The 22,386-nt window shown below is 57.8% G+C and carries 18 protein-coding genes; 11 read left to right on the plus strand and 7 right to left on the minus strand.

The window, feature by feature from the left end; genetic code table 11:
* Nucleotides 1–8 precede the first annotated feature (8 nt).
* Complete coding sequence (locus AB7M33_RS20510; RefSeq protein WP_454243464.1) at nucleotides 9–929, plus strand: FecR family protein; 921 nt, start codon at nucleotides 9–11, stop codon at nucleotides 927–929.
* An 84-nt stretch (nucleotides 930–1,013) separates the two neighbouring features.
* Nucleotides 1,014–3,518 (plus strand): TonB-dependent siderophore receptor, encoded by a 2,505-nt coding sequence (locus AB7M33_RS20515; RefSeq protein WP_454243465.1) that lies wholly within the window; start codon nucleotides 1,014–1,016, stop codon nucleotides 3,516–3,518.
* Between the two features lie 182 nt (nucleotides 3,519–3,700).
* Here AB7M33_RS20515 and AB7M33_RS20520 read toward each other — a convergent pair whose 3' ends face one another.
* Nucleotides 3,701–6,136 (minus strand): TonB-dependent siderophore receptor, encoded by a 2,436-nt coding sequence (locus AB7M33_RS20520; RefSeq protein ID WP_454243466.1) that lies wholly within the window; start codon nucleotides 6,134–6,136, stop codon nucleotides 3,701–3,703.
* 185 nt (nucleotides 6,137–6,321) lie between these two features.
* Between AB7M33_RS20520 and AB7M33_RS20525 the strand changes: the two genes are divergently transcribed.
* The 8 genes from AB7M33_RS20525 (at nucleotide 6,322) to AB7M33_RS20560 (ending at nucleotide 13,629) form a co-directional block, all read left to right on the plus strand.
* The gene (locus AB7M33_RS20525; RefSeq protein ID WP_274888744.1) at nucleotides 6,322–6,837 is read left to right on the plus strand and encodes a sigma-70 family RNA polymerase sigma factor; all 516 of its coding nucleotides are present in this window, start codon (nucleotides 6,322–6,324) and stop codon (nucleotides 6,835–6,837) included.
* Nucleotides 6,834–7,781 (plus strand): FecR domain-containing protein, encoded by a 948-nt coding sequence (locus AB7M33_RS20530; protein ID WP_454243467.1) that lies wholly within the window; start codon nucleotides 6,834–6,836, stop codon nucleotides 7,779–7,781. Before AB7M33_RS20525 ends, AB7M33_RS20530 begins: the two co-directional genes overlap by 4 nt.
* 102 nt (nucleotides 7,782–7,883) lie before the next feature.
* Nucleotides 7,884–9,089 (plus strand): GAF domain-containing sensor histidine kinase, encoded by a 1,206-nt coding sequence (locus tag AB7M33_RS20535; RefSeq protein WP_454243468.1) that lies wholly within the window; start codon nucleotides 7,884–7,886, stop codon nucleotides 9,087–9,089.
* An 84-nt stretch (nucleotides 9,090–9,173) separates the two neighbouring features.
* A complete protein-coding gene (locus tag AB7M33_RS20540) occupies nucleotides 9,174–10,061 on the plus strand; it encodes a LysR substrate-binding domain-containing protein (protein WP_265969501.1) in 888 nt (295 codons plus the stop codon).
* Nucleotides 10,062–10,165: 104 nt separating this feature from the next.
* Nucleotides 10,166–10,870, plus strand: a complete 705-nt coding sequence (locus tag AB7M33_RS20545; RefSeq protein WP_027596294.1) for an SDR family oxidoreductase — start codon at nucleotides 10,166–10,168, stop codon at nucleotides 10,868–10,870.
* 53 nt (nucleotides 10,871–10,923) lie between these two features.
* On the plus strand, nucleotides 10,924–11,478 hold the full coding sequence (locus tag AB7M33_RS20550; protein ID WP_099429717.1) for a pyridoxamine 5'-phosphate oxidase family protein: 555 nt from the start codon (nucleotides 10,924–10,926) through the stop codon (nucleotides 11,476–11,478).
* A 16-nt stretch (nucleotides 11,479–11,494) separates the two neighbouring features.
* Nucleotides 11,495–11,887, plus strand: coding sequence for a Rid family detoxifying hydrolase (locus AB7M33_RS20555; protein WP_099429716.1), 393 nt, complete (start codon nucleotides 11,495–11,497; stop codon nucleotides 11,885–11,887).
* Between the two features lie 98 nt (nucleotides 11,888–11,985).
* Nucleotides 11,986–13,629 carry an acetolactate synthase large subunit gene (locus AB7M33_RS20560; RefSeq protein ID WP_454243469.1) on the plus strand — a complete coding sequence of 548 codons (1,644 nt, stop codon included), beginning with the start codon at nucleotides 11,986–11,988 and terminating at the stop codon, nucleotides 13,627–13,629.
* A 173-nt stretch (nucleotides 13,630–13,802) separates the two neighbouring features.
* Here AB7M33_RS20560 and AB7M33_RS20565 read toward each other — a convergent pair whose 3' ends face one another.
* Nucleotides 13,803–14,708 carry a DMT family transporter gene (locus AB7M33_RS20565; RefSeq protein ID WP_099429714.1) on the minus strand — a complete coding sequence of 302 codons (906 nt, stop codon included), beginning with the start codon at nucleotides 14,706–14,708 and terminating at the stop codon, nucleotides 13,803–13,805.
* Nucleotides 14,709–14,795: 87 nt separating this feature from the next.
* Nucleotides 14,796–15,866 carry an SDR family oxidoreductase gene (locus tag AB7M33_RS20570; protein ID WP_085273187.1) on the minus strand — a complete coding sequence of 357 codons (1,071 nt, stop codon included), beginning with the start codon at nucleotides 15,864–15,866 and terminating at the stop codon, nucleotides 14,796–14,798.
* Nucleotides 15,867–15,940: 74 nt separating this feature from the next.
* Between AB7M33_RS20570 and AB7M33_RS20575 the strand changes: the two genes are divergently transcribed.
* On the plus strand, nucleotides 15,941–16,330 hold the full coding sequence (locus AB7M33_RS20575; protein WP_099429712.1) for a MerR family transcriptional regulator: 390 nt from the start codon (nucleotides 15,941–15,943) through the stop codon (nucleotides 16,328–16,330).
* A 336-nt stretch (nucleotides 16,331–16,666) separates the two neighbouring features.
* On the opposite strand, the gene AB7M33_RS20580 is transcribed toward AB7M33_RS20575, so the two are convergent.
* From AB7M33_RS20580 to AB7M33_RS20595, 4 genes are all read right to left on the minus strand, one after another.
* A complete protein-coding gene (locus AB7M33_RS20580) occupies nucleotides 16,667–17,674 on the minus strand; it encodes a zinc-binding alcohol dehydrogenase family protein (protein ID WP_454243470.1) in 1,008 nt (335 codons plus the stop codon).
* Between the two features lie 108 nt (nucleotides 17,675–17,782).
* Nucleotides 17,783–18,577, minus strand: a complete 795-nt coding sequence (locus tag AB7M33_RS20585; RefSeq protein WP_454243471.1) for an SDR family NAD(P)-dependent oxidoreductase — start codon at nucleotides 18,575–18,577, stop codon at nucleotides 17,783–17,785.
* Nucleotides 18,578–18,837: 260 nt separating this feature from the next.
* Entirely contained in the window at nucleotides 18,838–19,746 is a 909-nt protein-coding gene (glsB, locus tag AB7M33_RS20590) for a glutaminase B (protein WP_027596305.1), read from the minus strand.
* Between the two features lie 119 nt (nucleotides 19,747–19,865).
* Entirely contained in the window at nucleotides 19,866–22,316 is a 2,451-nt protein-coding gene (locus AB7M33_RS20595; protein ID WP_454243472.1) for a TonB-dependent siderophore receptor, read from the minus strand.
* Nucleotides 22,317–22,386: the final 70 nt, after the last annotated feature.

Genomic DNA, 22,386 nt, shown 5'->3' on the forward strand with positions numbered 1-22,386 from the left:
CAGACAAGGTGCTCGACCAAGCCATCGACTGGCTGGTGAAACTCGAGTCCTCGCAACATGCTCCGAGCGTGAGTGCAGCGTGCTTGGCTTGGCGCCAGGCGGATCCGAGGCATGAGGCGCGCTGGCAAGCCCTGCAAGAGGCTCAAGCCTGTTTCCCGCTCGCGCGCGAGCTACCGTCCGGTGTCGCAATTAGTACGCTGGCTAATCAGGGGCGCCGCACGGCGATCAAGACGCTCGGATTGGGCATTTTTGGCTTGGGCATGGCGGGTGGTGCCCTGCAGCAGTCGCCTTGGCGCCGCAGCTTCGCCGACTACAGCACCAGCACCGGCGAGCGACGCCGCTTCGCACTGGCCGACGGCAGTACGGTGCAACTCGACAGCAGGAGTGCCATGGATGTAAGGCTCGATTCGCGCGGGCGCCGGATCTTACTGCGGGAAGGGCAGGCGTACGTACAAACGGCCCTCGACGCGTTGCAGCGCCCGCTTTGCGTGACGACGGCGCAAGGGCGCTACGAGACAACGAACGCAGCGTTCAACCTTTGCCAAGAACACGGCTACACACGGTTGACCGTTGACCAAGGCAGCGTTGCTGTTCAGCTTCCGGGCCAGGCGCCAGCGCGAGCGCAAGCCGGGCAACAATGGCGGATCGACAGTGCCGGCTCCCGACTTGTCGAACGGCCGACATTCGAAGGCTCCGCCTGGGTCCGCGGTGTGTTGATCGCCCGGGACATGCCCTTGCAGGCCGTGCTCGATCAACTAGGGCGCCAACGTGCGGGCTGGGTGGGCTGCGACCCGGCCGTGGCCGGGCTGAAGATCTCTGGCGTATTTCAGCTAGACGATACCGACAATGCCCTGCGCACCCTGACCCACACGCTGCCTGTACGCCTGGTCTGGCGTACGTCGCTGTGGGTGCGCATCGTTCCCGCCTGAAAAAAACTGCCGGGTTGTTTACGGGGTTTAGCAGGCTCCTTCGACAAGAAGAAAAAGCCCGCATTTTTCAGGAGCCGCAACTCGATGGATCTGCAATCCCGTTATCGTCCCGCCTTGCTTGCCCAGGCCATCTTCATTGGCACGATGTCGAGCCTCTGCCAAATGGCTCAGGCGCAGCAACCTGCACAGCGCTACGACTTGCCCGCAGCACCGCTGGGCCAGGCGTTAAACCGCTTTGCCGAGCGATCCGGCATCAGCCTGCCGTACACGCCGAACATGGTCGAAGGCAAACAGGCACAAGCCGTCAACGGCGAGATGTCTGATGACATGGCACTTCACTTGCTGCTGGAGGGCACTGGTTTGACAGCAACGCAGGCCGTCGATGGCAACTGGTCCTTACAACCGCTGACGAATGACGGCGGACCTGCATTGGAACTGGGCAGTACCCTCATCGAAGGCCAGGGCATGGGCATGATGACCGAGAATACCGGCTCATACACCACCGAGAAGGTCAGTATCGGCTCCAAGACCCCGACAAGCCTGCGGCAGACACCACAATCGGTGTCGGTGATCACCAACCAGGTCATCGAAGAACAGCGTATGACCGACCTTGCCGATGCCATGAAGATTACCCCCGGCATCACGGTGAAGAACAACAACTTCCGCCTTTCGGACTTCTATTCGCGCGGCTTCAAGGTGGAGAACATCCAGATTGACGGTGCTGCACCGATGGCCCTGGGGACCACGTCAGGCAGCTTCTACTCGAACAAGAACTACGACATGGTCGAGTTCGACCACGTTGAAGTGCTGCGTGGCTCGTCCGCCCTGTTCGGTGGCACCGGTGACCCGGGCGGCATGATCAACCTGGTGCGCAAGCGACCGCTGGACACCTATCAACTCAAGGTCGACATGTCGGCTGGCAGCTGGGACAACTACCGCACCCAGTTCGACGTCACCGGGCCGTTGGGCATCGATGGCAAGCTGCGTGGTCGCCTGGTCGCCGCCTACACCGACCGTCAGTACATGCTCGACGACCGTGCCACTGAAAAGCCGATCGTATATGGCATTCTGGAGGCCGACATCACGCCAGACACCATGCTGACCGTCGGCGGCCGCTCTGAGCGCATTCACGAGACCGGCTCCGGCACTGGCCTGCCGCGCTACAGCACCGGTGCCGACCTGGGCCTATCGCGCAGCACCAGCCTGACCGAGAACTGGGCCTATCTGGATGGCCGCTCTCAGGAAGTGTTCGCCAAGGTCGACCACACATTCAATGACGACTGGAAAGCCAACGTCACCTACACCCAAACACTGGACTCGGGTTTCAGCAAGAGTGCATTCAACTTCGGCTCGGTCAACCCGGTCACCCTTGATGGCCCGGCCTGGAGCGGCAACGTCAACCAATACCGCAGCGACCAGAAGCTTTGGGATGCCAACATCGCCGGCAAATTCCAGGTATTCGACCTGCAGCATGAATTTCTCATGGGCATCGACTACCAGAAAATCACCAGCCAATGGGAAGGCACCCTGCAGTCGTCCGGGTCCGGCGGCCCGATCAACGTGTTCAACCCAAGCTCTACGCCGTGGGTGATGCCGCCGACTAACAAGGACTTCTACCGTGACTATAACCCCAACACTCAAACCCAATACGGCTTGTACTCGACACTGCGCCTGCAACTGGCTGACCCGCTGCACCTGATCGTCGGCGCCCGAGCCCAGCGTTATAAGTTCGAGCAGTTGTACCGCGCCCGCAGCAATGGTGTTTGGACCGTCGAGTCGGACATCGACACACGTGAACCCACCAAGCTGGTGCCCTATGGCGGTCTGGTTTACGACCTGAATGACGAGTGGTCGACCTACGTCAGCTATTCCGAGATCTACAAACCACAGCAGAACAAGCTGCAGGGCCCGCTGCCAGGCAGCTCGATCGAGGCGATGAAGGGCAAGACCTACGAAACCGGGATCAAGGGCGAGCTGTTCAATGGCGCAGTGAATGCTTCGTTTGCGCTGTACTACACCAAGCGAAACAACGAGGCGGTGGTCGATCCGGCCTACCAGCTCACCAACGTGCTGTTCGGTGGCAACTGCTGCTACCTTACCCAGGGCGAAGTGGTCAGCAAGGGCATCGACATGGAGCTGACCGGTGAGATCCTGCCGGACTGGAACGTGCTGGCCGGCTACACCTACAACAACAACCGCAACCGCCAGGACAACACGGCGTTCAGCAGTATCACCCCCAAGCACCAGTTCAAGCTGTGGAGCACCTACCAGATGCCGGGCCAGTTCCATGACTTCAAGGTCGGTGGTGGCGTGACCGTGCAGAGTGCCAACCTGGTCAGCGGGACCGCCAGTGTGATCGACAGCGCCGGTAACGTGTTGCGCAACGAAGCCTATGACTACCGTCAGGGTGGTTACGCGGTGTGGAATGCGTTGGTCGAGTACAGGATCGATGATCACTGGACCTTGGCCTACAACGCCAACAACATCTTCGACAAGACCTACTACGCAACGTTAGGCTCTTCGGCGTCGGGTAACTGGTATGGCGACGAGCGCAATCACATGCTGACTCTCCGTGGCACATTCTGGTAAGTGGTAACTGATTTTCAGGAAGCGCTTTAGGGGGGATTCAAAGCCCCCCCAACTGGCCGCTTGGGTTCGATTGCAGCCATTCGCCAGTGACCGCTATCGACCCAAACCTGCCATCCACTGCTGTTCAGTACAGGTCTGCAATCTCGCCGCACACCACATGGCTGCGGCGAGACCAGGCCACGTCAGTTTTCGTACCGTAACGTAACAGCGAAGTTACGCGGCTCACCGTAATAGTTGCCCAGGTTCGAGTTATAGACGGCAGCGTAAAAATGCTTGTCAAACACGTTGTTCAGGTTCAGTTGTGCGCTCAGGTTCTTGTTGATCTGGTAATTGGCGTTCAGATCGACCAGGCTGTATGCACCTTGCTCCACGCTGCCCAGGTAGACTTTGCTCTGATGATAGAGGCTGCCGCCCACGCGCCAGTTGTCCAATTCGCCGGGCAAACGGTAGTTGGTGGCCAGTTTGACTAATCGGCGCGGGGAGGTTTCGGTGGCGTAGTCGGTACCTTTGCGGGTTCCGCCGACATATTCAGGGTGACTGTAGGTGTAGCCGAGCACGGCGTTCCAACCGGGGAGAATCTCGCCAGAAGCCTCTACTTCAAAACCTCGGTTGCGCACCTTGCCGCCTTCCTCGTAGCACGTTGAGCTATGCCCTGGCCCGCAAATACGGTCTGCGCCAGCGACCGCCTGAGGTAAATGGCTTTGGTCAACCTGAAATACCGCCACCGACGTATTGAGCAGCCCGTCGTAGAACTCGTTCTTTAGGCCGATTTCGTAGTTGCTGCCGGTGATAGGGTTGAGCAGTGTGTTGTTGATGTCGTAGTTGCTTTGAACCTGATAAATCTCGGTGTAGCTGGCGTAAACCGAGGCATTGTCAGTCAGGTCATACACGACGCCCGCATAAGGAATGACTTTTCCGTTTTCCTTGAAACGGTCGTCATAGTCAGCAGACGCGTAGTCAACCCAGCTGAAACGGCTGCCCACTATCACATGCAGGTCGTCGCTGGGGTTCAACCGGGTGGCGGCATAAAGCCCTTTGTCCTTGCGTACGTTGCGGTACTGGATGCGTTCGTAGCTATAGGTGGGCGCGACTACGTGCGAAGGGGCGAAACCCAGAATATCGACGACGCTTGGGTTGTTGTTGTAACGCGACTCGTTGATGAACCGGTCTTTGCGCGCGTTAGCGCCAAACACCAGTTCGTGGCGCTGGCCGAGCAGGTAGAAAGCGCCGTTCAGCGCGGCATCAAGGCTGATTTGTTCGTCGTCGTATGTTGTGTCGTTGGTGGACAGGCGGAACTGGTCGTTACCAATATTGTTGCCGTAGAGCCCGAGGAAATCGGCATTCGACCACATCAGGTTAGTATTGACGGTGAGTTTCCAGTCATCGTTGAACGCATGCTTGATGTCAGCGAATACCGTGCGATTGATTTTGTTCAGGTGGGCCCAGCTTGGCGCAAAGGACGCCGAGCGCGACAGTGGATAGAAGCTGCCATCGAGTTGAGTGGGCAAGCCGCCCCAGTCATAACCGCCGTGATAATCCTTTTGAAAGACGGTGCCGAGAGTCACGGTCGTATCTTCACTCACGTCGGCTTCGCCAATGGCGTAGAACAGCTGGTTCTCTTTGTCGGCACGGTCTACGAAACTATTGCCGGCGTTGTATAACAGTACGGTCCTGCCACGCAGCGTGCCCTGTTCGTTCAACGGCCCGCTTACGTCGATCTGACTATGGTAATTATCCCAGGAGCCGCCGCCGATTTCTGCTTTGAGCTTATAGGTATCCGTTGGCCGCTTGCGCACCAGGTTGATGGCCGCCGAGGGGTTTCCCGCACCCTGCATCAAGCCGTTTGCGCCGCGAACAAACTCTACCCGGTCGTAGATGGCCATGTTGTTAACAGAGGTCACGTCCATCGAGTAGCTTTCGGAAATGCTGGTCGGTACGCCGTCGTATTGCAGGTCGTTAACCTGGAAACCGCGGGAGAAATAGCGTGAGCGTTCGGTACCAAAATCCTTGGTGGTGTTGATTCCCGTCGCAGCCCTCGCAACGTCTTCCAGGGATTGCATGTTTTGATCGTCCATTTGCTGACGCGTGACGACGCTGACCGACTGCGGCGTTTCGCGCAGCGAGAGATTCATCCGCGTCGCTGTGTTGGTGCTACCTGTCGTGTAGGACCTCGACCCCTCGGTGATGGCGCCCAGCCCCGAGCCTGTCACGTTGGTCACGCCCAGTTGCAATGAGCCCGACGGTGCAGCCGGCAGTACCACATAGCTGTTATCCCCACCGGCAACTGCCTGCAATCCAGACCCGCTCAGCAACACAGAAAAGCCCTGATCGATACTGTAGCGTCCGTTGATGCCCCGGCTCTGCTTGCCTTCGGTCAGGCCGTTGTCGAACGACAAGACAACGCCTGCTCTGGTGGCAAAGCTGTTCAGCACAGTGGCAAGAGACCCGGCTTCGATAACAAATTCCTGCAGGTGCAGGGTACGGGCTGGTACCTGGCTTTCAGCCGCGCGAGTAAGTGCTGGAGTGGCCATCAACAACGATGCACCCATTAGGGCAAGGCATAGCGCGCTTGGGGTGTTCAACGTGGCGGTGCAGAAGCCTGGGAGGGGATGCTGCATGCTTTCTCCTGATGCGATTGTTGGCATTTTATGAGGTGTCTGCAAAAGGAGTCGCGCTGCCGAGCGTAAAGTGACAACGCGTTTTGAAATTTTTTTTGGCCTGTTTTTTGGCCCAAAAGTCGATTGCCCTCAGGCCACCAATTCACTATATTGAGATTAATTCTTATTCTCTGCTTGGCTTCGACATGCCGTCTGGCAACCCTATCGCGACGCTCTACAACGACCATCAACCCTGGCTTATCAGCTGGCTGCGCAAGCGTACCGGGTGTTCGCAGGCGGCGGCAGACTTCGCCCAGGACACCTTTCTTCGCGTGCTGCTCGCCGAGCGCCGTGAACCCCTGGCGGCCACGCTCAATGAGCCACGGCATTTTCTGGTAACCATCGCCAAGCGGGTAATGATCGACAGTTTTCGCCGTCAGTCGGTGGAGCGTGCCTACCTCGAAGTGCTCGCCGCGCAGCCTGAGTCGTTCGAGATTTCTGCCGAGGAACAGCTTTCCTTGCTCCAGACACTGCTGGAGCTGGATCGCATGCTTGATGGCCTGGGCGTGAAGGCGAAAACGGCGTTCCTGATGTCGCAAGTGCAAGGGCTGACCTACCCTCAGATCGCGGAACAATTACAGGTGTCCGCCAGCTCAGTGACCAAATATATGGCCCGAGCCACCGAACGCTGCCTCTTGTACCTCGTGGACAATCCCTGGTGACCAACGACGCCCAGCGCCAAGCGCTTCGCCACGCTGCGCAGTGGTTCGCGCACCTGTCCGCGAACCCTGACGACCCGGCGCTGCGCGCACAGTGGCAGCGCTGGCACTGCCGAAGTGCGGAGCATGAATGGGCATGGCAGCAGTTGACCGAATTGCAGGCGCGCCTTGGCAGCATGCCGCAGCAGTTGGCCTGGGCGGTCATGGAAAAGTCCACGTTACGCGAGAGCGGGCCGAATCGCCGCACCCTTCTCAAGGGGTTGTTGCTCGGCGCCGGCGCGAGTTCATTGGTATGGCAAGGCTATGACGTTGCGCCAAAATGGATGGCCGATCTCAAAACCCGCACCGGAGAACAGCGCCAAGAGGCGCTTGCTGACGGCACCTTGCTGGTGTTGGATACCGATACCGCGCTGGATGTAATGTTCAATGCCAGCACGCGCTTGCTGATCCTTCGGGCCGGTGAGATCCACGTAACCACCGGCAAGGACTCCCGTCCGTTCCTGGTGCGCAGTGCCCAGGGGGAGCTGCGCGCATTGGGCACTCGTTTTGCCGTGCGCCAGTTAGACGGGCTGACGCGTCTTAGCGTCTACCAGCATGCCGTTGCGGTACGCCCTGAGCAGGCCACCGATGAGGTCGTGATCGAGGAAGGGCAATCGGTGACGTTTGATCGTCAGCGACTGTTGGGCATGCAGGCGTTGAAAACAGCCGAAGAGGCCTGGGCCCAGGGGCGGCTGGTAGTGGAAGGCTGGAGGCTGGACCTACTGATCAATGAGTTGCAGCGCTATTGCCCCGGCTATCTTGGCTGCGCGCCCGAGGTCAGCCATTTGCGGGTGTCGGGCTCGTATTCGCTTGGTAATATCGAGCTGACATTGAACACGATTGCCCGCTCGTTACCCATCCGAATCCAGCAACTTACCCGTTACTGGACGCGCATCCTGCCGGTTTGATGATTCGTCCACTTTTGGCCCCGACGCTTTTCCCGGCTCATTGTCAAACGCAGGGGCTTACGCTTTAATTCCAATTTGCCATTCACCCAATCGGCGATCTTGATGCCTTATCCGTCTGACCTTTCACACGACATCAGTACGATTGCCAAGATCGAGGCCGTCCCGCTTATTCTCAATATGGTGAAGCATGTTACCGGCATGCGCTTTGCGGCAATTGCGCGTGTCACCGAGACAAAATGGGTGGCTTGCGCTGTCGATGATTCTATTGATTTTGGGCTTATACCTGGCGGTGAGTTGGTGCTGGAAACGACGATTTGCCACGAAATTCGTCAGCACCGCAAACCCGTTATATTCAGGAATGCCAGTGAGCATCCGGTGTACTCAACCCACCACACCCCTCAGACATACGGCTTAGAAAGCTACGTCTCCATTCCTATCACCAGGACAAACGGAGACTTCTTCGGAACGCTCTGTGCTATCGATGAGGTTCCGGCCCATTTTGATGAAGAGGCGGTGTGCAAAACGCTAACGCTGTTCGCCCAGTTAATAGCTGTTCAACTCGACGTTTTGGCGGACCTTGAGACCAAAACGATTGAACTGGCCAATGCAGCTGAGACCGGCACTGTCCGGGAGCAGTTCATTGCCGTACTGGGGCATGACCTCCGTTCGCCACTGTGCGCTATCAGAATGAGCGCCGATCTACTGGAGGCTAAGCTTCCCGCCGGTCGCGAGCAGCAGCTTGCCACTGCAATACGACAAAGCTCGCAGCGGATGAACAACTTGATTGAAGATGTCCTGGATTTTTCTCGAGGAAAGCTGGGGGGAGGCATTCCGGTCAAACGGACGTTAGTGGACAACCTGGGTGACGTTTTTATTGCCGTCATCAATGAAATCATGACGAGTCATCCCAACGCCACCATCCGTCAAGAGGTGATCATTTCACCTGGGGTCTTCTGTGATGCTGGGAGAATGGGGCAGTTGCTTTCAAACCTCTTGGGCAATGCAGTGGCTCATGGGGCGCGTGATCTTCCGATAGAGGTGACCGCAAGCATGCAAGAAAATCATATAGTGCTGTCAGTGATGAACCATGGCCCAGAAATCCCCGACGTTTTGTTACCGCTACTGTTCCAGCCGTTCAAAAGGTCGGCAGCCGGTGGCCGCGGGGAGGGGCTGGGGCTCGGTTTGTATATCGCATCCCAGATCGTAACGGGTCACAACGGGACGTTATCAGTAACCTCTACGCCTGAGGCCGGCACGCGCTTCGTAGCGAGGTTCCCTGGCACTTTGGAGTGGACGAAAGAGGACTAGATGTAGTCCGTGGGCGTTATAGGCAGCGCCTATCACCCTCCCAAAGCGGCATTAAATCCCTCGCTTGCCATTAGAAAAAATACTATGAACGGACATACCTTGTTGCCTCCCCTTAACGCGCTCAGGGTATTCGAGGTGGTTGCCCGTCATCTGAATTTTCGGCTGGCTGCCGACGAGCTAGGTGTCACTCAGGCCGCTGTGGCACAGCAGATACGAGGGCTTGAGACGAGCCTGGAGTTGAAGTTGTTTGAGCGGTTGCCGAGAGGGCTGAGCTTAACGGAACCCGGGAGGGGCTACAGCTTGGCAATTCGTGAGGCATTCGCCTTGATCACTACGGCCACGCAAGCCCTCAAACCAGTGGGGCTGGAACTGACGGTCAGCGTCACGCCTACTTTTGCGGCAAAGTGGCTAATCCCTCGGCTGTCCTCGTTCTCAGTTGCGCACCCTCAGATCGATCTGCAAGTACTTGCCACTGACCGCATTTCGCAATTTCGGCCTGGTGGAACTGACATCGCTGTCCGCTACGGACGTGCACCTTTCGAGAACATGCTCAATGCCGAGCTTTTTCTGACTGAACGTATAGTTGCGGTAGCTAGCCCGGTATTGCTTGAACAACTGGGTCGGCCAGAGAGCGTGGAAAAACTGCAGGAATACACGCTGCTGCATGACGCTCACAGTTTCTGGCCTGAGTTCATAGATCAGGCCTTCCAGAGCCCCATCCGCCAACCCTCTAAAAATGTGCGGTTCAACCAAACGGTACTTGCGATCGAGGCTGCAGCAGCAGGACAAGGGCTGGCATTGGCCAGCTACCACTTCGTCAAAGCAGACCTAGAGGCAGGAAGGTTAGCGCTGGCGATGGCGCATCAAATGAGCTTGGACAAAGCCTATTATCTGGTCTGGCCGCGAAACGCTCACCAGCCGGCGGCCCTCGAAACCGTCCGAACGTGGCTACTTGAACAGGCGAGGCTATAGATTATCTACTGGCAGGAAGAAGGGTTGTTGTCTCTCTGAGACGTGCTGAGCGGTGCTAGTCTCATTTCACCAACAACCCGTCAACGCCTCACTTAGGGGGATGTATGTCAGTAGAAAAAGTAGCAATAGTCACTGCCGGTGGTAGCGGCATGGGAGCGGCGGCAGCACGTAGATTGGCTGCCGACGGCTTCAAGGTCGGTATTCTCTCTTCGTCTGGCAAAGGCGAGGCCCTGGCGCAAGAGCTAGGCGGTATTGGTGTAACCGGCAGTAACCAGTCAAATGAAGACCTGCAGCGCCTAGTCGACGCAGTCATTCAGAAATGGGGCCGTATCGATGTGTTGGTTAACAGCGCCGGCCATGGTCCGCGGGCACCCATTCTTGAAATCAGCGACGAAGACTGGCACCAGGGTATGGAGACCTACCTGCTCAACGTCATTCGCCCGGCGCGGCTGGTGACCCCGTACATGCAGCGCCAGAAAGGCGGTGCAATCATCAACATTTCTACTGCATGGGCGTTCGAACCAAGCGAACTCTTCCCTACCTCGGCAGTGTTCCGTGCCGGTTTGGCGTCGTTCAGCAAAATCTATGCGGACAAGTACGCCGCTGACAACATTCGCATTAATAACGTGCTGCCTGGTTGGATCGACAGTCTCCCTGCTACCGAACAGCGTCGAGAAGGTGTGCCGCTTAAGCGCTATGGCACCAGTGAGGAGATTGCCGCCACTGTCGCCTTCCTGGCGAGCGAAGGGGCAGCCTACATTACCGGCCAGAACATCAAGGTCGATGGCGGCGTTACACGCAGCGTCTGAGTGCCTCCGGGCCGCACGCCGTACGCGGCCCTTTTTCATTTTGGGCGATTGCCATGCTTGATCTGATATTGGCTGAGGTATGGTCAAATTTAGCTATACCGGTTGGCGGTAGTCCAAATCCCTTTCGCTTGATGCAACTGGCCACGGTCAATGCTGAAGGGCAACCTAAGGTAAGCACCGTTGTCTTGCGCCATGCGGATGAGTCTACGAAGTCGATCATCTTTTATGTGGACAAGCGGTCGGCGAAGCTTGCAGAGATACTGGCCGAACCTAGAGTCGGTATTACCGCCGTCGACCCGTCTGGCAAGCGTCAGCTTCGGCTTGAAGGCCTAGGTAAACCTGTGTCTGATGTGTCGCTGCTTGCCAAGCACTGGGAGCAGGCACGGGGAAGAACTCAAGCGCTCTTTCGCCATGGGCGCATACCCGGCGAGTCGATTTCTTCACCTTCTGTAGCCTATGAAACGCACAGGGAGGGTTTCAAAAATTTCGCTGTACTGGCTGTCCACCTACGACAAATAGAGTGGCTTGATCTTACCCAGGATATCCACCAACGGGCACGCTTCATTTTGCAAGGCGAGCATTGGCAGGCGGGTTGGATCGCGCCCTAATACAGGATCAATTTTAATGAGCAGAATCGCTGTTCACAGTGACCAGGCGCCGAAAGCTATCGGCCCGTATTCGCAAGCCGTCCACATGGGGGAATGGGTATTCCTGACAGGGCAAATCGCGCTTTCCCCTGAAAAGATGGAATTGGCTCAAGGGATTGAAGCCCAAACCATTCAGGTACTCGAGAACCTCCAGGCAGTAGCACAAGCCGCAGGCGGTAGTTTTGCTGACGTAGGAAAACTCACTATTTACCTCACGGAACTCTCGCACTTCGGTGTCGTGAACGAAATAATGGGGCGTTACTTTGAAAGTCCATACCCGGCACGCGCTACCGTCGGTGTGTCGGCGCTCGCCTTGAATGCGTTGGTTGCAATTGACGCCACCATGGTGCTTCCTCGAAAAACAAAATAATCCACACGTTTTATCTTTACCAAAAACTCATTCAGCACCGGGCAGAGATCTCGTCATCTGCTCGCGTGGCTCACTCTCGTTAGTGGCAGGGCAAATAGATGGCCAAGGCAGCTGATCTCGTAGTGCAATGTTTGGAAAGTGAAGGTGTCGAGTACGTGTTCGGCATCCCCGGCGAGGAAAATCTCGATCTGCTCGAATCCCTGCGTAAATCGAGGGTCAAGTTGGTACTGACCCGTCACGAGCAGTCTGCAGGTTTCATGGCAGCTACCTATGGGCGCCTGACCGGCAAGACTGGCGTCAGCCTGTCGACCCTGGGGCCTGGCGCGACCAACCTGGTTACCGCCAGTGCCTACGCCTACCTGGGGGGGATGCCGATGATGATGATCACCGGTCAAAAGCCGATCAAGAAGTCCAAACAGGGCCGCTTCCAGATCATCGATGTGTGCGGCATGATGGCCCCGATCACCAAGTACACGCACCAGTTCGCCTCGGCCGACAACATTCCAGCCCGCATGCGCGAAGCCTTCCGCCTGGCTGAAGAAGAGAAGCCCGGGGCTGTACATCTGGAGCTGCCGGAAGACATCGCTGCGGAGCAGACCGATGCGTTACCGATCCCTCAGAGCCTTCACCGTCGACCGTTAGCCGAGCACAAGGCAATCGAAGCGGCGGTTGAAAAGCTGCACAGTGCCCGCAACCCTATCCTGGTGATCGGCGCCGGTGCGAACCGCAAGATGACCGCCAAAGTCCTCAAGCAACTAATCGACGAGACTCGAATCCCGTTCATCACCACCCAAATGGGCAAAGGTGTGGTCGACGAGCGTCATCCTTGCTTCCTTGGTAATGCTGCGCTGTCGTCCGGTGATTTTGTACACCGTGCAATCGAAGCCGCCGACCTGATCATCAACATCGGCCATGACGTGATCGAAAAGCCGCCATTCTTCATGGTTCGCGGTGGCACCGAAGTCATTCACATCAGCTTCCGTGCCGCTGAAGTCGACGCCGTGTACTTCCCCCAGGTCGAAGTGATCGGCGACATCGCGAACGCTGTGTGGCAGATCAATGAAGCCCTGGCTGACACCTCGCACTGGGACTTCACCCGCCTGATGGCCATCCGTGAAGCCAACGAAGCGCAGATCTCTGAAGGCGCTGACGACGCCCGCTTCCCCGTCTATCCGCAGCGCCTGGTAGCCGACATCCGTCGCGTGCTGCCGTCCGAAGGCATAGTTGCCCTGGACAACGGCATCTACAAAATCTGGTTCGCCCGCAACTACAAGGCGCACAAGCCCAACACCGTGCTGCTCGACAACGCCCTGGCAACCATGGGCGCCGGCCTGCCATCGGCGATGGCGGCGCACCTTGTGTACCCGGATCGCCCGGTGATCTCGGTGTGCGGCGACGGCGGATTCATGATGAATAGCCAGGAGCTCGAAACCGCAGTTCGTTTAGGGATGCACATCACCGTGGTGATCCTGCGTGACGACGGCTATGGCATGATCCGCTGGAAACAGGCCAACATGGGCTTCATTGATTTTGGCCTGGACTACGGTAACCCTGACTTCGTCAAGTATGCTGAATCCTATGGCGCTAATGGGTATCGCGTAGAAAGTGCCGACTCGTTGATTCCGCTACTTGACCACTGTGTCTCCAACCCAGGGGTGCATGTGATTGATTGTCCGGTCGACTACAGCGATAACGACCGTATCTTGAACACTGATCTGCGCGAGCGCAGCGCAGCGGTGTAAAACCGTATTGTCCTAGCTGATGAGCCAGTGGGGTGGCAAAGCGTCAAGCAGCATTAGGTTTTGTAAGAAAAGTATCGTCATCCATCTTTGTGGGAGCGGGCTTGCCCCGCGATCTGCCGCAGGGCCTAGAAAGCGACTGTTTCTGGCCCATCGCTACCCACCATGAAAGGGCGCTATCGACCTGAGGCTGAAGGGGCGGATGCTTTGCCGCCCAAGCGAATCAGTTCATTGGAGAAGCACAGGCCGACGATGATCAGTGCCGCTCCCGCGTACAGGCTTTGGGGCGGCACTTCGTTAAGCGCTACAAATGCCAGCAGCGCGGCGAACAGTGGCTCCGTCAGCTCCAGTGCCTGCACTTGGGATGGCTTCAGGTACTCGATGGCTTTGGTGGTGCAGAAGAAGCCGAGGATTGTCGGCAGTGTGGCCAGCGCCAGCAGCGCCGCGATCGCCAGCGGCGACAACTCGCCGATCGCGAAACCATCGGCGGCAGCTGGCATCAGCAGATACAGGCTGCCAAAGAACAACAACTGACGGGTGAAGTGCAGCCCTCCCGATACTCCCATACGCTTCATGGCAACCGAAAAAGCCCCATAGCCGGAGCCGGCAATGGAGGCGAGCGCAGCACCTTGCAGGCTAAAGCCCTGCTGCAGGTCGCCACCGAAGATCACCGAAATCCCAGCGATAGCCAATGCGGCGCCTAGGGTAGCGTTCGCAGTGATGGCATCCTTGAGAAAAATGCGCCCTAGGATGATCGACGAAATTGAGGCACTGGCCATCAGCACTACTACCACACCTGCCGCAGCGTAGTGTCTATAGGCGGACGTTTCGAAATGGAACAGCACAAAGATGCCAAGGAATGCACAGATAGCAGCCTGAACCCATTGGGTCGACACCGCAGGGCGCTTGAGGAAAAACAGTAAGATCGAAAGAAGCATGCACCCCAGTACGGTCTTGATCACAGCGACACTGCTGGCGGTGAAGCCATTACTCATGAGTACTTTGCTGAGTACACCGATTGTTGCGTTCAGTGCTGCAGCGGAAAGTGCAAATATGACGCCTTTGCCGAAAGTTGATTGCATGGCTGGCGATCCCTGTCGCTGAGTTGTCGTTCGATAGAATTCCGCCAGTATCGACGGCATAAATGTTGAGGAGGAGAAGTCAGGTGCCTAGCCTTTGGCGATGCAATAGGAATTGACGAACGCTGCCGTGTGCTGCAATGACTGACGGATATCCGGTTTGGCAATTTTATGCCGTTTTGCAAATTGCTCGACCGCCGTTGTATCAAAACGCGTGGTTTGGATAAAGTCCAAGGCTTCGGGTTTTGTGTGCAAGAACGACGCGACGGGGGGAATAGCCAATAGCAGCTTCAACAACCGTAGGGGAATGTGATGCTTGGGAGACTTTAAGCCCAACGGTTGTGCAACCTGCATCAGGAGTTCTCGCAAGTTTGGGGTGTGGTCATCAAGTGCCAGCAATTCCTGGCCTACCATGGCAGGGTCAAACGCACAAACTGCCACCAGCTCAGCCAGATAATCGACGGTGACCAGTGGCAGCCAGTGCTTGGCGGTACCGGGTACAGCAGTGAGCTTTCCCTGCACAAGGTTGCGTATCAGCGCCACCAGTGGCTGCCCCTCAAGAATATGCCCCGTGCTGCTGTGGCCACAGACCGTCGCAGGGTGGACAACGGTAATCTCCCCACCCTTGGCAGACATGAGCGCCAGGGTCGCAAAATGCGCCTCCAGCTTGCTGCCCTCGTAACCACCCACACGTCGATAGACGGCAGACCAGTTCGTCAACTCCGGACTACGAGGATCAATTCCGATGCGTTGCAGGTGTTTATGATTTTTCAGCATGAAGCCGCCGATCATGACTAAACGGCTTTTTTGCTCTGCCGCCAGAAGCGCCACGCGCTTTGCCCCTTCCACATTTACCGCACGGGAATGCTCCACTGACAGCCCCCATGCGAAGTGGGCGCCTAGATGGAATATGACGCTGGCGTGCCTTAGCACCTCCCGGTCAGCAGGACTCAGCCCGAGGTTGTCCCGTTCCAAATCGCCCGCTACGGCAAACACCCGGCTGGCGCACCCGCCCAAATTAGCGACGTGCTCGCGCAGTGCAGCCAATTGCTCTGGGCGACGCATCAACACCCTGATGGTGTGACCTTTTGCACTCAAGTTCGCCACCAAATGTTGGCCAACAAAGCCCGTTCCGCCTGTAACAAAGCACTCCACGCTCATTTCCCTGTTCCTTGTTGAAGGTGAGAAACAAAGCGTAAACTATCGACCCAACTCTAGGGTCAAGCGGTATTGTCATGAAAATCGGCGAACTCGAGGCGCGCAGCGGCGCCAGCCGCCATACGCTGCGTTACTACGAGCAACTTGGCCTGATCTCACCGCTGCGGCAAACCAACAACTATCGCGTTTACACCGAGCAAACGCTGCACGATCTGGACTTTATCCAGCGCGCGCAAAGCATGGGGTTTTCCCTTGGGGAAATTGGCGAGATTCTGGATGCGCAGCGGAACCAGCTGATTGACTGTGCTGACGGCGCCAGGCTAATTGAAAAAAAGATGGCAGAGATCAAGCAGAAGATCGCCAACCTGCAAAGCATTTATCGGTACCTGGATGAAGAGCGTGCAAACCTTGAGGCCAGTGCTGCCAAGCAACTTGAACTTCAGCAGATGAACAACGCCGCAAACTGAACGGTCAGCCCGGGAAACGGAAACTGCAGCCCACGTCGCTCGTGAACGACCGCAATGGGTCGTAAGCAGACGGTCATGACTGGCCGCAATCGACCCAAGGCGTACACTGATCCAAAGCTCTGCTGTCAGTGCAGGCCTCATCGCCGGCAAGCCGGCTCCCACCGGAATATCACCAGCCTTCAGGCATGCGCTGTACCTGTGGGAGCCGCGCTTGCCGGCGATGGGCCGCGAAGCGGCCCCGGTTACAGATGTCCGCTTGCCCAGAAATCCCCGACGTTTTGTTACCGCTACTGTTTCAACCGTTTTGTGTAGCCGAGTCGCGAATGTACCAGCGGGTTAGAAACCTTCGAGAACGATCTTGCCTTTGGCTTTGCAGCTCTCGATCAGAGCATGGGCGCGCTTCAGGTTGTCCGAGCTGATTTTGCCGAAGTGTTCCCCGATGGTGGTCTGGATCACGCCGTTATCGACCAGCACCGAAATTCTGTTCAGCAACTCATGCTGTTTGATCATGTCTGCAGTGTGATAAAGCGATCGCGTGAACATGAGTTCCCAGTGCAGCGAAAGCGATTTGCGCTTGAGCGGCATGACATCCAGTTGTGCGGGGTCATCGATCAGCGCCAGTTTGCCTTGTGGGCGAAGCACTTCAACGAGCTGCGGCAGGTAGGTATCGGTATGGGTCAGGCTGATGACGTAGTCGACCGGGTTGAGTTTCAGGTTTTCGAGTTGCAGTGGGATTGAGGCGGAGTGATCAATCACATGGTGGGCGCCCAGTTCTTGCACCCAAGACTGGGTCTCTGGCCGCGACGCTGTACCGATGACGGTCAGTTGAGTCAGTTTGCGAGCCAGCTGAACCAGGATCGAGCCAACGCCGCCACCGGCGCCGATCACCAGCAGGCTTTGGCCTTCACCCCCGTTTTCCTGCACGCCCAGTCGGTCGAACAGCAGCTCCCAGGCAGTGATGGAGGTCAGCGGCAAAGCTGCGGCACTGGCATTGTCCAAGCTACGCGGCTTGTGGCCGACGATGCGCTCATCGACCAGGTGAAATTCGCTGTAGCTGCCCGGGCGATCGATTGCGCCGGCGTAAAATACTTCGTCACCCACGTTGAACAGTGACACATCACTGCCCACTTCACGGACGATGCCGACGGTATCCCAACCCAGCACCTGAACCGCTTGGCTGGAGCTGCGAGCTCGTACCTTCGTATCTACCGGGTTCACTGCAATAGCCTTAACCTCGACAAGCAGATCGCGAGCTCCAGGCGTGGGCGTGGGCAGGTCTGTTTCGAACAGGGAACGAGCATCGTGAATGGGCAAACCAGCTTCTTGGAAAACTACGGCTTTCATGTGACGTTGTCCTTTACAGGTCAGAGAGTGATGCCAGGCTAACGCCCTTTGTGTGCCTCAAAAACTAGCTAATCCGAAGAAGACTTTCGCCACGCTCAAGTTGTTTGATCAAGCGCCGTAACGCGGTGCGAGTGTGTTGCTGGAAAGATGCCCGAACAGCGCCTTGCGGCTGCTTTCGTAGCGTTCGAAATGCTGCAGGTCGTGCATGGAAGGGATGGAGATCAGAACGCTGTTGTCGAAATCTTGAAGAGCGCCATCCACCAGGTCGCTGGCTGACATCACGATGTTGGGATCAAGGTTTTCGACAGGCAGCCCCCCGATCTCCCAGAAGTCGGTCGCTGTGGCGCCTGGCAGCACCGCTTGAACCCTGACGCCATGTTCTGCCAGCTCCTTGTGCAGTGACTGAGTGAAGGCCGTTACGTAGGCTTTGCTTGCGCCGTACACACCATTCAGTAATTCGGGGGCCAGGCTGACGATGGAGGAAATATTGATGACTGCGCCCTGTTTGCGAGCGACGAAGCCCGGAGCGGCGGCGTAGGTGAGCCGTGTCAGCGCGGTGACGTTGAGCGTGATCATCTCGGCCATGCGCTCGACATCGCTTTCCATCAAGATGGTGTGTGTGCCGATGCCGGCGTTATTAACCAACAGGTTGATGCTGGCGTCCTCGCGCAATTTGCGCTCGACGCGCGCCAAGTCCGCTGAGCTGGCCAGGTCCGCCTGGAAGACTTCCACGCTCTGCTGGGTCTCGTTGGTAATACGGCTGGCGAGGGCATTGAGGCGATCACGATTGCGGGCGACCAGAACCAGGTCGTAGCCACGTTGAGCCAGGCGTTCGGCGTAGATCGCGCCGATGCCGGAAGATGCGCCTGTGATCAGGGCAGTGCCTTTGTATTCCTGAGTCATGGTCCAGCTCCGTTGATTGGGTGTGGAGCCATGATGCAGAGAAATTGATATGTCTTAAACGACGCATATGGTCATGATTTAAGACATCAAGAAATTGCGTTCGGGTGCGTCTTCGCGCAGGCCCAGTGCTTGGGCGCACGCACACTAGGCTCTGTCGGAATAGTTCTGTGGGAGCGGGCTTGCCCCGCGAATGGGGCTACGCGGTGCATGGCACCGGCTTCGCCGGTGTTCGCGGGGCAAGCCCGCTCCCACGTAATGCGTCAGAACACCGACCACCCGATCCGTGAACTCAACAACTCGAGCGCCGCCATGCCCGCGTAGGAGTTGCCCGCGGCATTCAGTTCAGGCGACCACACGCATACGGTAAATTGGCCCGGCACGATTGCTACAATACCGCCACCCACGCCACTCTTGCCTGGCAACCCCACGCGGTAGGCGAAATTCCCAGCTTCGTCATACAACCCGCTGGTGGCCATGATCGAGTTCACCTGCTGGGTCTGGCGTCGGCTCAGGATTTGCTCGCCGCTGTGCTTGCAGAACCCGTCGTTGGCCAAAAAGCAGAAGGCGCGGGCCAGATCGAGGCAGCTCATCTGCAGCGCGCAGTAACTGAAGTAACTGCGTAACACCGTCTCGACGTCGTTATGGAAGTTGCCAAAGGACTGCATGAGGTAAGCCATGGCCGCGTTGCGCGCGCGGAATTGATACTCCGAATCCGCGACGCGGGTATCGATCGCAATATGGGGGTTGGCCGAGAGCCGTCGCACGAAATCGCGCATCGACAACGTGGGGGCTGCGAAGCGCGATTGGTTGATATCGCAGATGACCAACGCACCGGCATTGATAAAGGGATTGCGTGGGCGCCCGCGCTCGAACTCCAGCTGCACCAGCGAGTTGAATGGCTGGCCTGACGGCTCATGCCCAAGCCGCTCCCAAATGGCTTCACCGGAATGGCCAATTGCCTGGACCAGGCTGAATACCTTGGAAATGCTCTGCACCGAGAATGGCACCAGGGCGTCACCCGCGCAGTGATAACTGCCATCGTTGCCATAGACTGCGATGCCTAATTGCTGCGCTGGCACGTCGGCCAGCGCAGGAATGTAGTCAGCCACTTTGCCCTTGCCGATCAAGGGGCGCACTTCGTCGAGAATCTCGTTCAACAGCGTTTGCATGGAAGGCCCTGTTATCACTCCCCATTCGACAGCGAGGGGTAGCGTTTCAGACGCAGGCTCAGCAGCAAAAATCACACACTCGGCGCGCAGCGGCCCCTTATTTCAGGCCATGAGGCTGCTCAGAAATCGTATCGGGTATTCAACATCACGTTGCGCGGCTCGCCGTAATAGCCGCTGTAGAAGGTGGTATCCAACGCACTGATGTATTTCTTGTCGAACAGGTTGTTGATGTTGAGCGTCGTGGAAAGTTGGTCGGTCAGTTGATAGCGGGCCATCAGGTTGACCACGGTGAACTGCGATTGCTTGGCTTTGACCGTGCCCAATGCGGTGCTGGGCGTGACGGTGATGTGGGTGCCGCTCTGCCAATTGGCACCGCCGCCGACGGTCAGGCGGTCGAAGTCGCCCGGTAGCCGGTAGGTGCTCCACAGCTTCACCATGTTGGCCGGGGCTTCGGTGTTCAAGCGCTCCCCATCGCGGTCCTTGGTGATGCCGTGGTTATAGCTGGCCGAGACGTTCCAGCCGGGCATCAACTCGCCGTTGGCCTCGACTTCAAAGCCACGGGTGGTGGCGCCGCTCACGGCTTTGTACGCGGCAGTCATACCATCATTGTTGACGGTCTTGCCTTCGTCGAGCACGGCCAGGTTGTCCTGCTTGACCTCATAGGCTGCGATGCTGGTATTCAGGCGACCGTCGAAGAATTCACTCTTCAGGCCCACCTCGTAGTTGTCGCCCTCACGCGGCTCGAGGGTCGAGCCGTCGGCATCACGCAGGCTCTGTGGTTTGTAGATGCTGGTCCAGCTGGCATACACCGAGTGGATGTCGTTGAGGTCATAGACCACACCGGCGTAAGGGGTGACAACGCCGTTTTCCTTGTAGTCGGTCGTGCGGTTGCTGAGGGGCGTCGCCGGGTAGGTCAGGTCGTAGTCGTAGTCGTACTTGCTGACTCGCGCACCCAGGATAACCGACAGGTCATCGGTCGGGCGCAGGCGGGTGGCAATGTAGGTGCCGGTCTGGTGAATGACGGTGTCGCCATCATAGAGCTTGCCGCCACCCATTACCGGTTTGTCTGTGTAGTTGTCCCAGTCGTAGACGTTGACGAAGGTGCCTTCGATGCGGGTACCCCGGGTCGGCGTATGGCGGTTTTCGTAACGTGAATAGTTGTAGCCGACGATCAACTCATGCTGGCGGCCGAACAGCTGGAACGGGCCTTGGGCTTGCACATCCAGGCCGGTCTGTTTCTGCCAGGTGCTGCCTGCGCCACCATACAGGCGTACACCTGCACCAGTGCTCTCGTCGGGGAAGCCCCAACTGGCGGTGGCCAGTTTGTAGTCGTCACGCTTGATATACATTTGGTTGACCGACGCCTTCAGGGTCCAGTCATACGCCAGTTTCTGCTCGAGGCTTGCGAAGGTGTTGAGGGCATCTTGCGGGTTGTGGCTCCAGCGCGCGGCGCTGTTGGTGGAGCGCGAGAACGACGTTTGCTCGCCATTGCTGTGGAACAGCGGGAACGCCACCGAAGACGAGCCTTGCGGGTTGTTTTTCTGGTAGTCGGCACCCACCGTCAGCAACGTGGTGTCGGTCAGGTCGGCTTCGAGGACCCCGTAGAAAATCTGTTTTTCCTGGGAATAATGGTCCATGAAGCTGTTGTTCTGCTGGTAAGCCGCGACCATCCGCCCACGCACGTTACCGGTGGGCGTCAACGGGCCGGACAGGTCGACTTCGCTACGGTACTTGTCCCACGAACCCACGCCAGCCGTGATGTGGCCCTTGAATTCGGCCGTAGGACGTTTGCGCACGAGGTTGATCGTGGCAGAAGGGTCGCCCGCGCCGGTCATTAGCCCAGTAGCACCGCGCAGCACTTCGACACGGTCGTAGATGGCCATGTCGGCCAGGCTCTGCGCCGACATCTGGGTTGCGATATCCAGCGTGGTGGGGATGCCGTCGAACTGGTAGTTATCGACCGAGTAGCCACGCGAATAAATGTTGAAACGCTCACTGCCAAGGCTCTGCACCGATAACCCGGGCGTCTGCTGCAACACCTCGGTGATGTCGTTCAGCCCCTGGTCATCTATACGCTGACGGGTAACCACGCTGATCGACTGCGGGGTTTCGCGAAGGGTCAACGGCAGTTTGGTGGCCGTGTTGCTCTGGCCCGTGGTGTACGAGCCAGTGCCCTCGGTGGTGCCCCCCAGGCCTGCGGCGTTGATGCTGGTGGCGCCCAGTTCCAAGGCGGCGCCGCGCTCGGCCTTGGCCAGCACGTACCGTTTGTTCCCCGCCTGCACGAGCCGCAGGCCGCTGCCCTGGAGCAAGTGGGCAAACCCCTGGTGCAGCTCGAAATCCCCCTGCAGGCCTGGTGAGCCGAGGCCCGCGGTATCTTCGGCGCTGAAAGTGATCATGACCCCGCTGGCGGCAGCGAATTGGCTGAGGGCCTCGGCCAGGCTGCCAGCCGGGATGTCATAGCGCTGTGCTTGCGCCCAGGCAGCGGGCAGCACCAGCAGCGAGCCGGCCAGGCTCAGGGTGAGCGCTGCGCGGTGGATACCGCAGGCGAGTCGGGAGGGGGGTACGAACATGAACAACTTCCTGTTGGGGTTGGCAGTGGCTGCGTTTTTTACGCATGTGCAGCTAGAGCCGAAGCAGAAA

Source organism: Pseudomonas sp. Y3 TE3536, from assembly GCF_053629175.1.

Excerpts from the sequence above, each read along its gene's own strand:
- AB7M33_RS20515 (WP_454243465.1), top strand. The coding sequence starts at position 1,014 with ATGGATCTGCAATCCCGTTATCGTCCCGCCTTGCTTGCCCAGGCCATC.
- AB7M33_RS20520 (WP_454243466.1), bottom strand. The coding sequence starts at position 6,136 with ATGCAGCATCCCCTCCCAGGCTTCTGCACCGCCACGTTGAACACCCCA.
- AB7M33_RS20525 (WP_274888744.1), top strand. The coding sequence starts at position 6,322 with ATGCCGTCTGGCAACCCTATCGCGACGCTCTACAACGACCATCAACCC.
- AB7M33_RS20535 (WP_454243468.1), top strand. The coding sequence starts at position 7,884 with ATGCCTTATCCGTCTGACCTTTCACACGACATCAGTACGATTGCCAAG.
- AB7M33_RS20540 (WP_265969501.1), top strand. The coding sequence starts at position 9,174 with ATGAACGGACATACCTTGTTGCCTCCCCTTAACGCGCTCAGGGTATTC.
- AB7M33_RS20545 (WP_027596294.1), top strand. The coding sequence starts at position 10,166 with ATGTCAGTAGAAAAAGTAGCAATAGTCACTGCCGGTGGTAGCGGCATG.
- AB7M33_RS20550 (WP_099429717.1), top strand. The coding sequence starts at position 10,924 with ATGCTTGATCTGATATTGGCTGAGGTATGGTCAAATTTAGCTATACCG.
- AB7M33_RS20555 (WP_099429716.1), top strand. The coding sequence starts at position 11,495 with ATGAGCAGAATCGCTGTTCACAGTGACCAGGCGCCGAAAGCTATCGGC.
- AB7M33_RS20560 (WP_454243469.1), top strand. The coding sequence starts at position 11,986 with ATGGCCAAGGCAGCTGATCTCGTAGTGCAATGTTTGGAAAGTGAAGGT.
- AB7M33_RS20565 (WP_099429714.1), bottom strand. The coding sequence starts at position 14,708 with ATGCAATCAACTTTCGGCAAAGGCGTCATATTTGCACTTTCCGCTGCA.
- AB7M33_RS20570 (WP_085273187.1), bottom strand. The coding sequence starts at position 15,866 with ATGAGCGTGGAGTGCTTTGTTACAGGCGGAACGGGCTTTGTTGGCCAA.
- AB7M33_RS20575 (WP_099429712.1), top strand. The coding sequence starts at position 15,941 with ATGAAAATCGGCGAACTCGAGGCGCGCAGCGGCGCCAGCCGCCATACG.
- AB7M33_RS20580 (WP_454243470.1), bottom strand. The coding sequence starts at position 17,674 with ATGAAAGCCGTAGTTTTCCAAGAAGCTGGTTTGCCCATTCACGATGCT.
- AB7M33_RS20585 (WP_454243471.1), bottom strand. The coding sequence starts at position 18,577 with ATGACTCAGGAATACAAAGGCACTGCCCTGATCACAGGCGCATCTTCC.
- glsB (WP_027596305.1), bottom strand. The coding sequence starts at position 19,746 with ATGCAAACGCTGTTGAACGAGATTCTCGACGAAGTGCGCCCCTTGATC.
- AB7M33_RS20595 (WP_454243472.1), bottom strand. The coding sequence starts at position 22,316 with ATGTTCGTACCCCCCTCCCGACTCGCCTGCGGTATCCACCGCGCAGCG.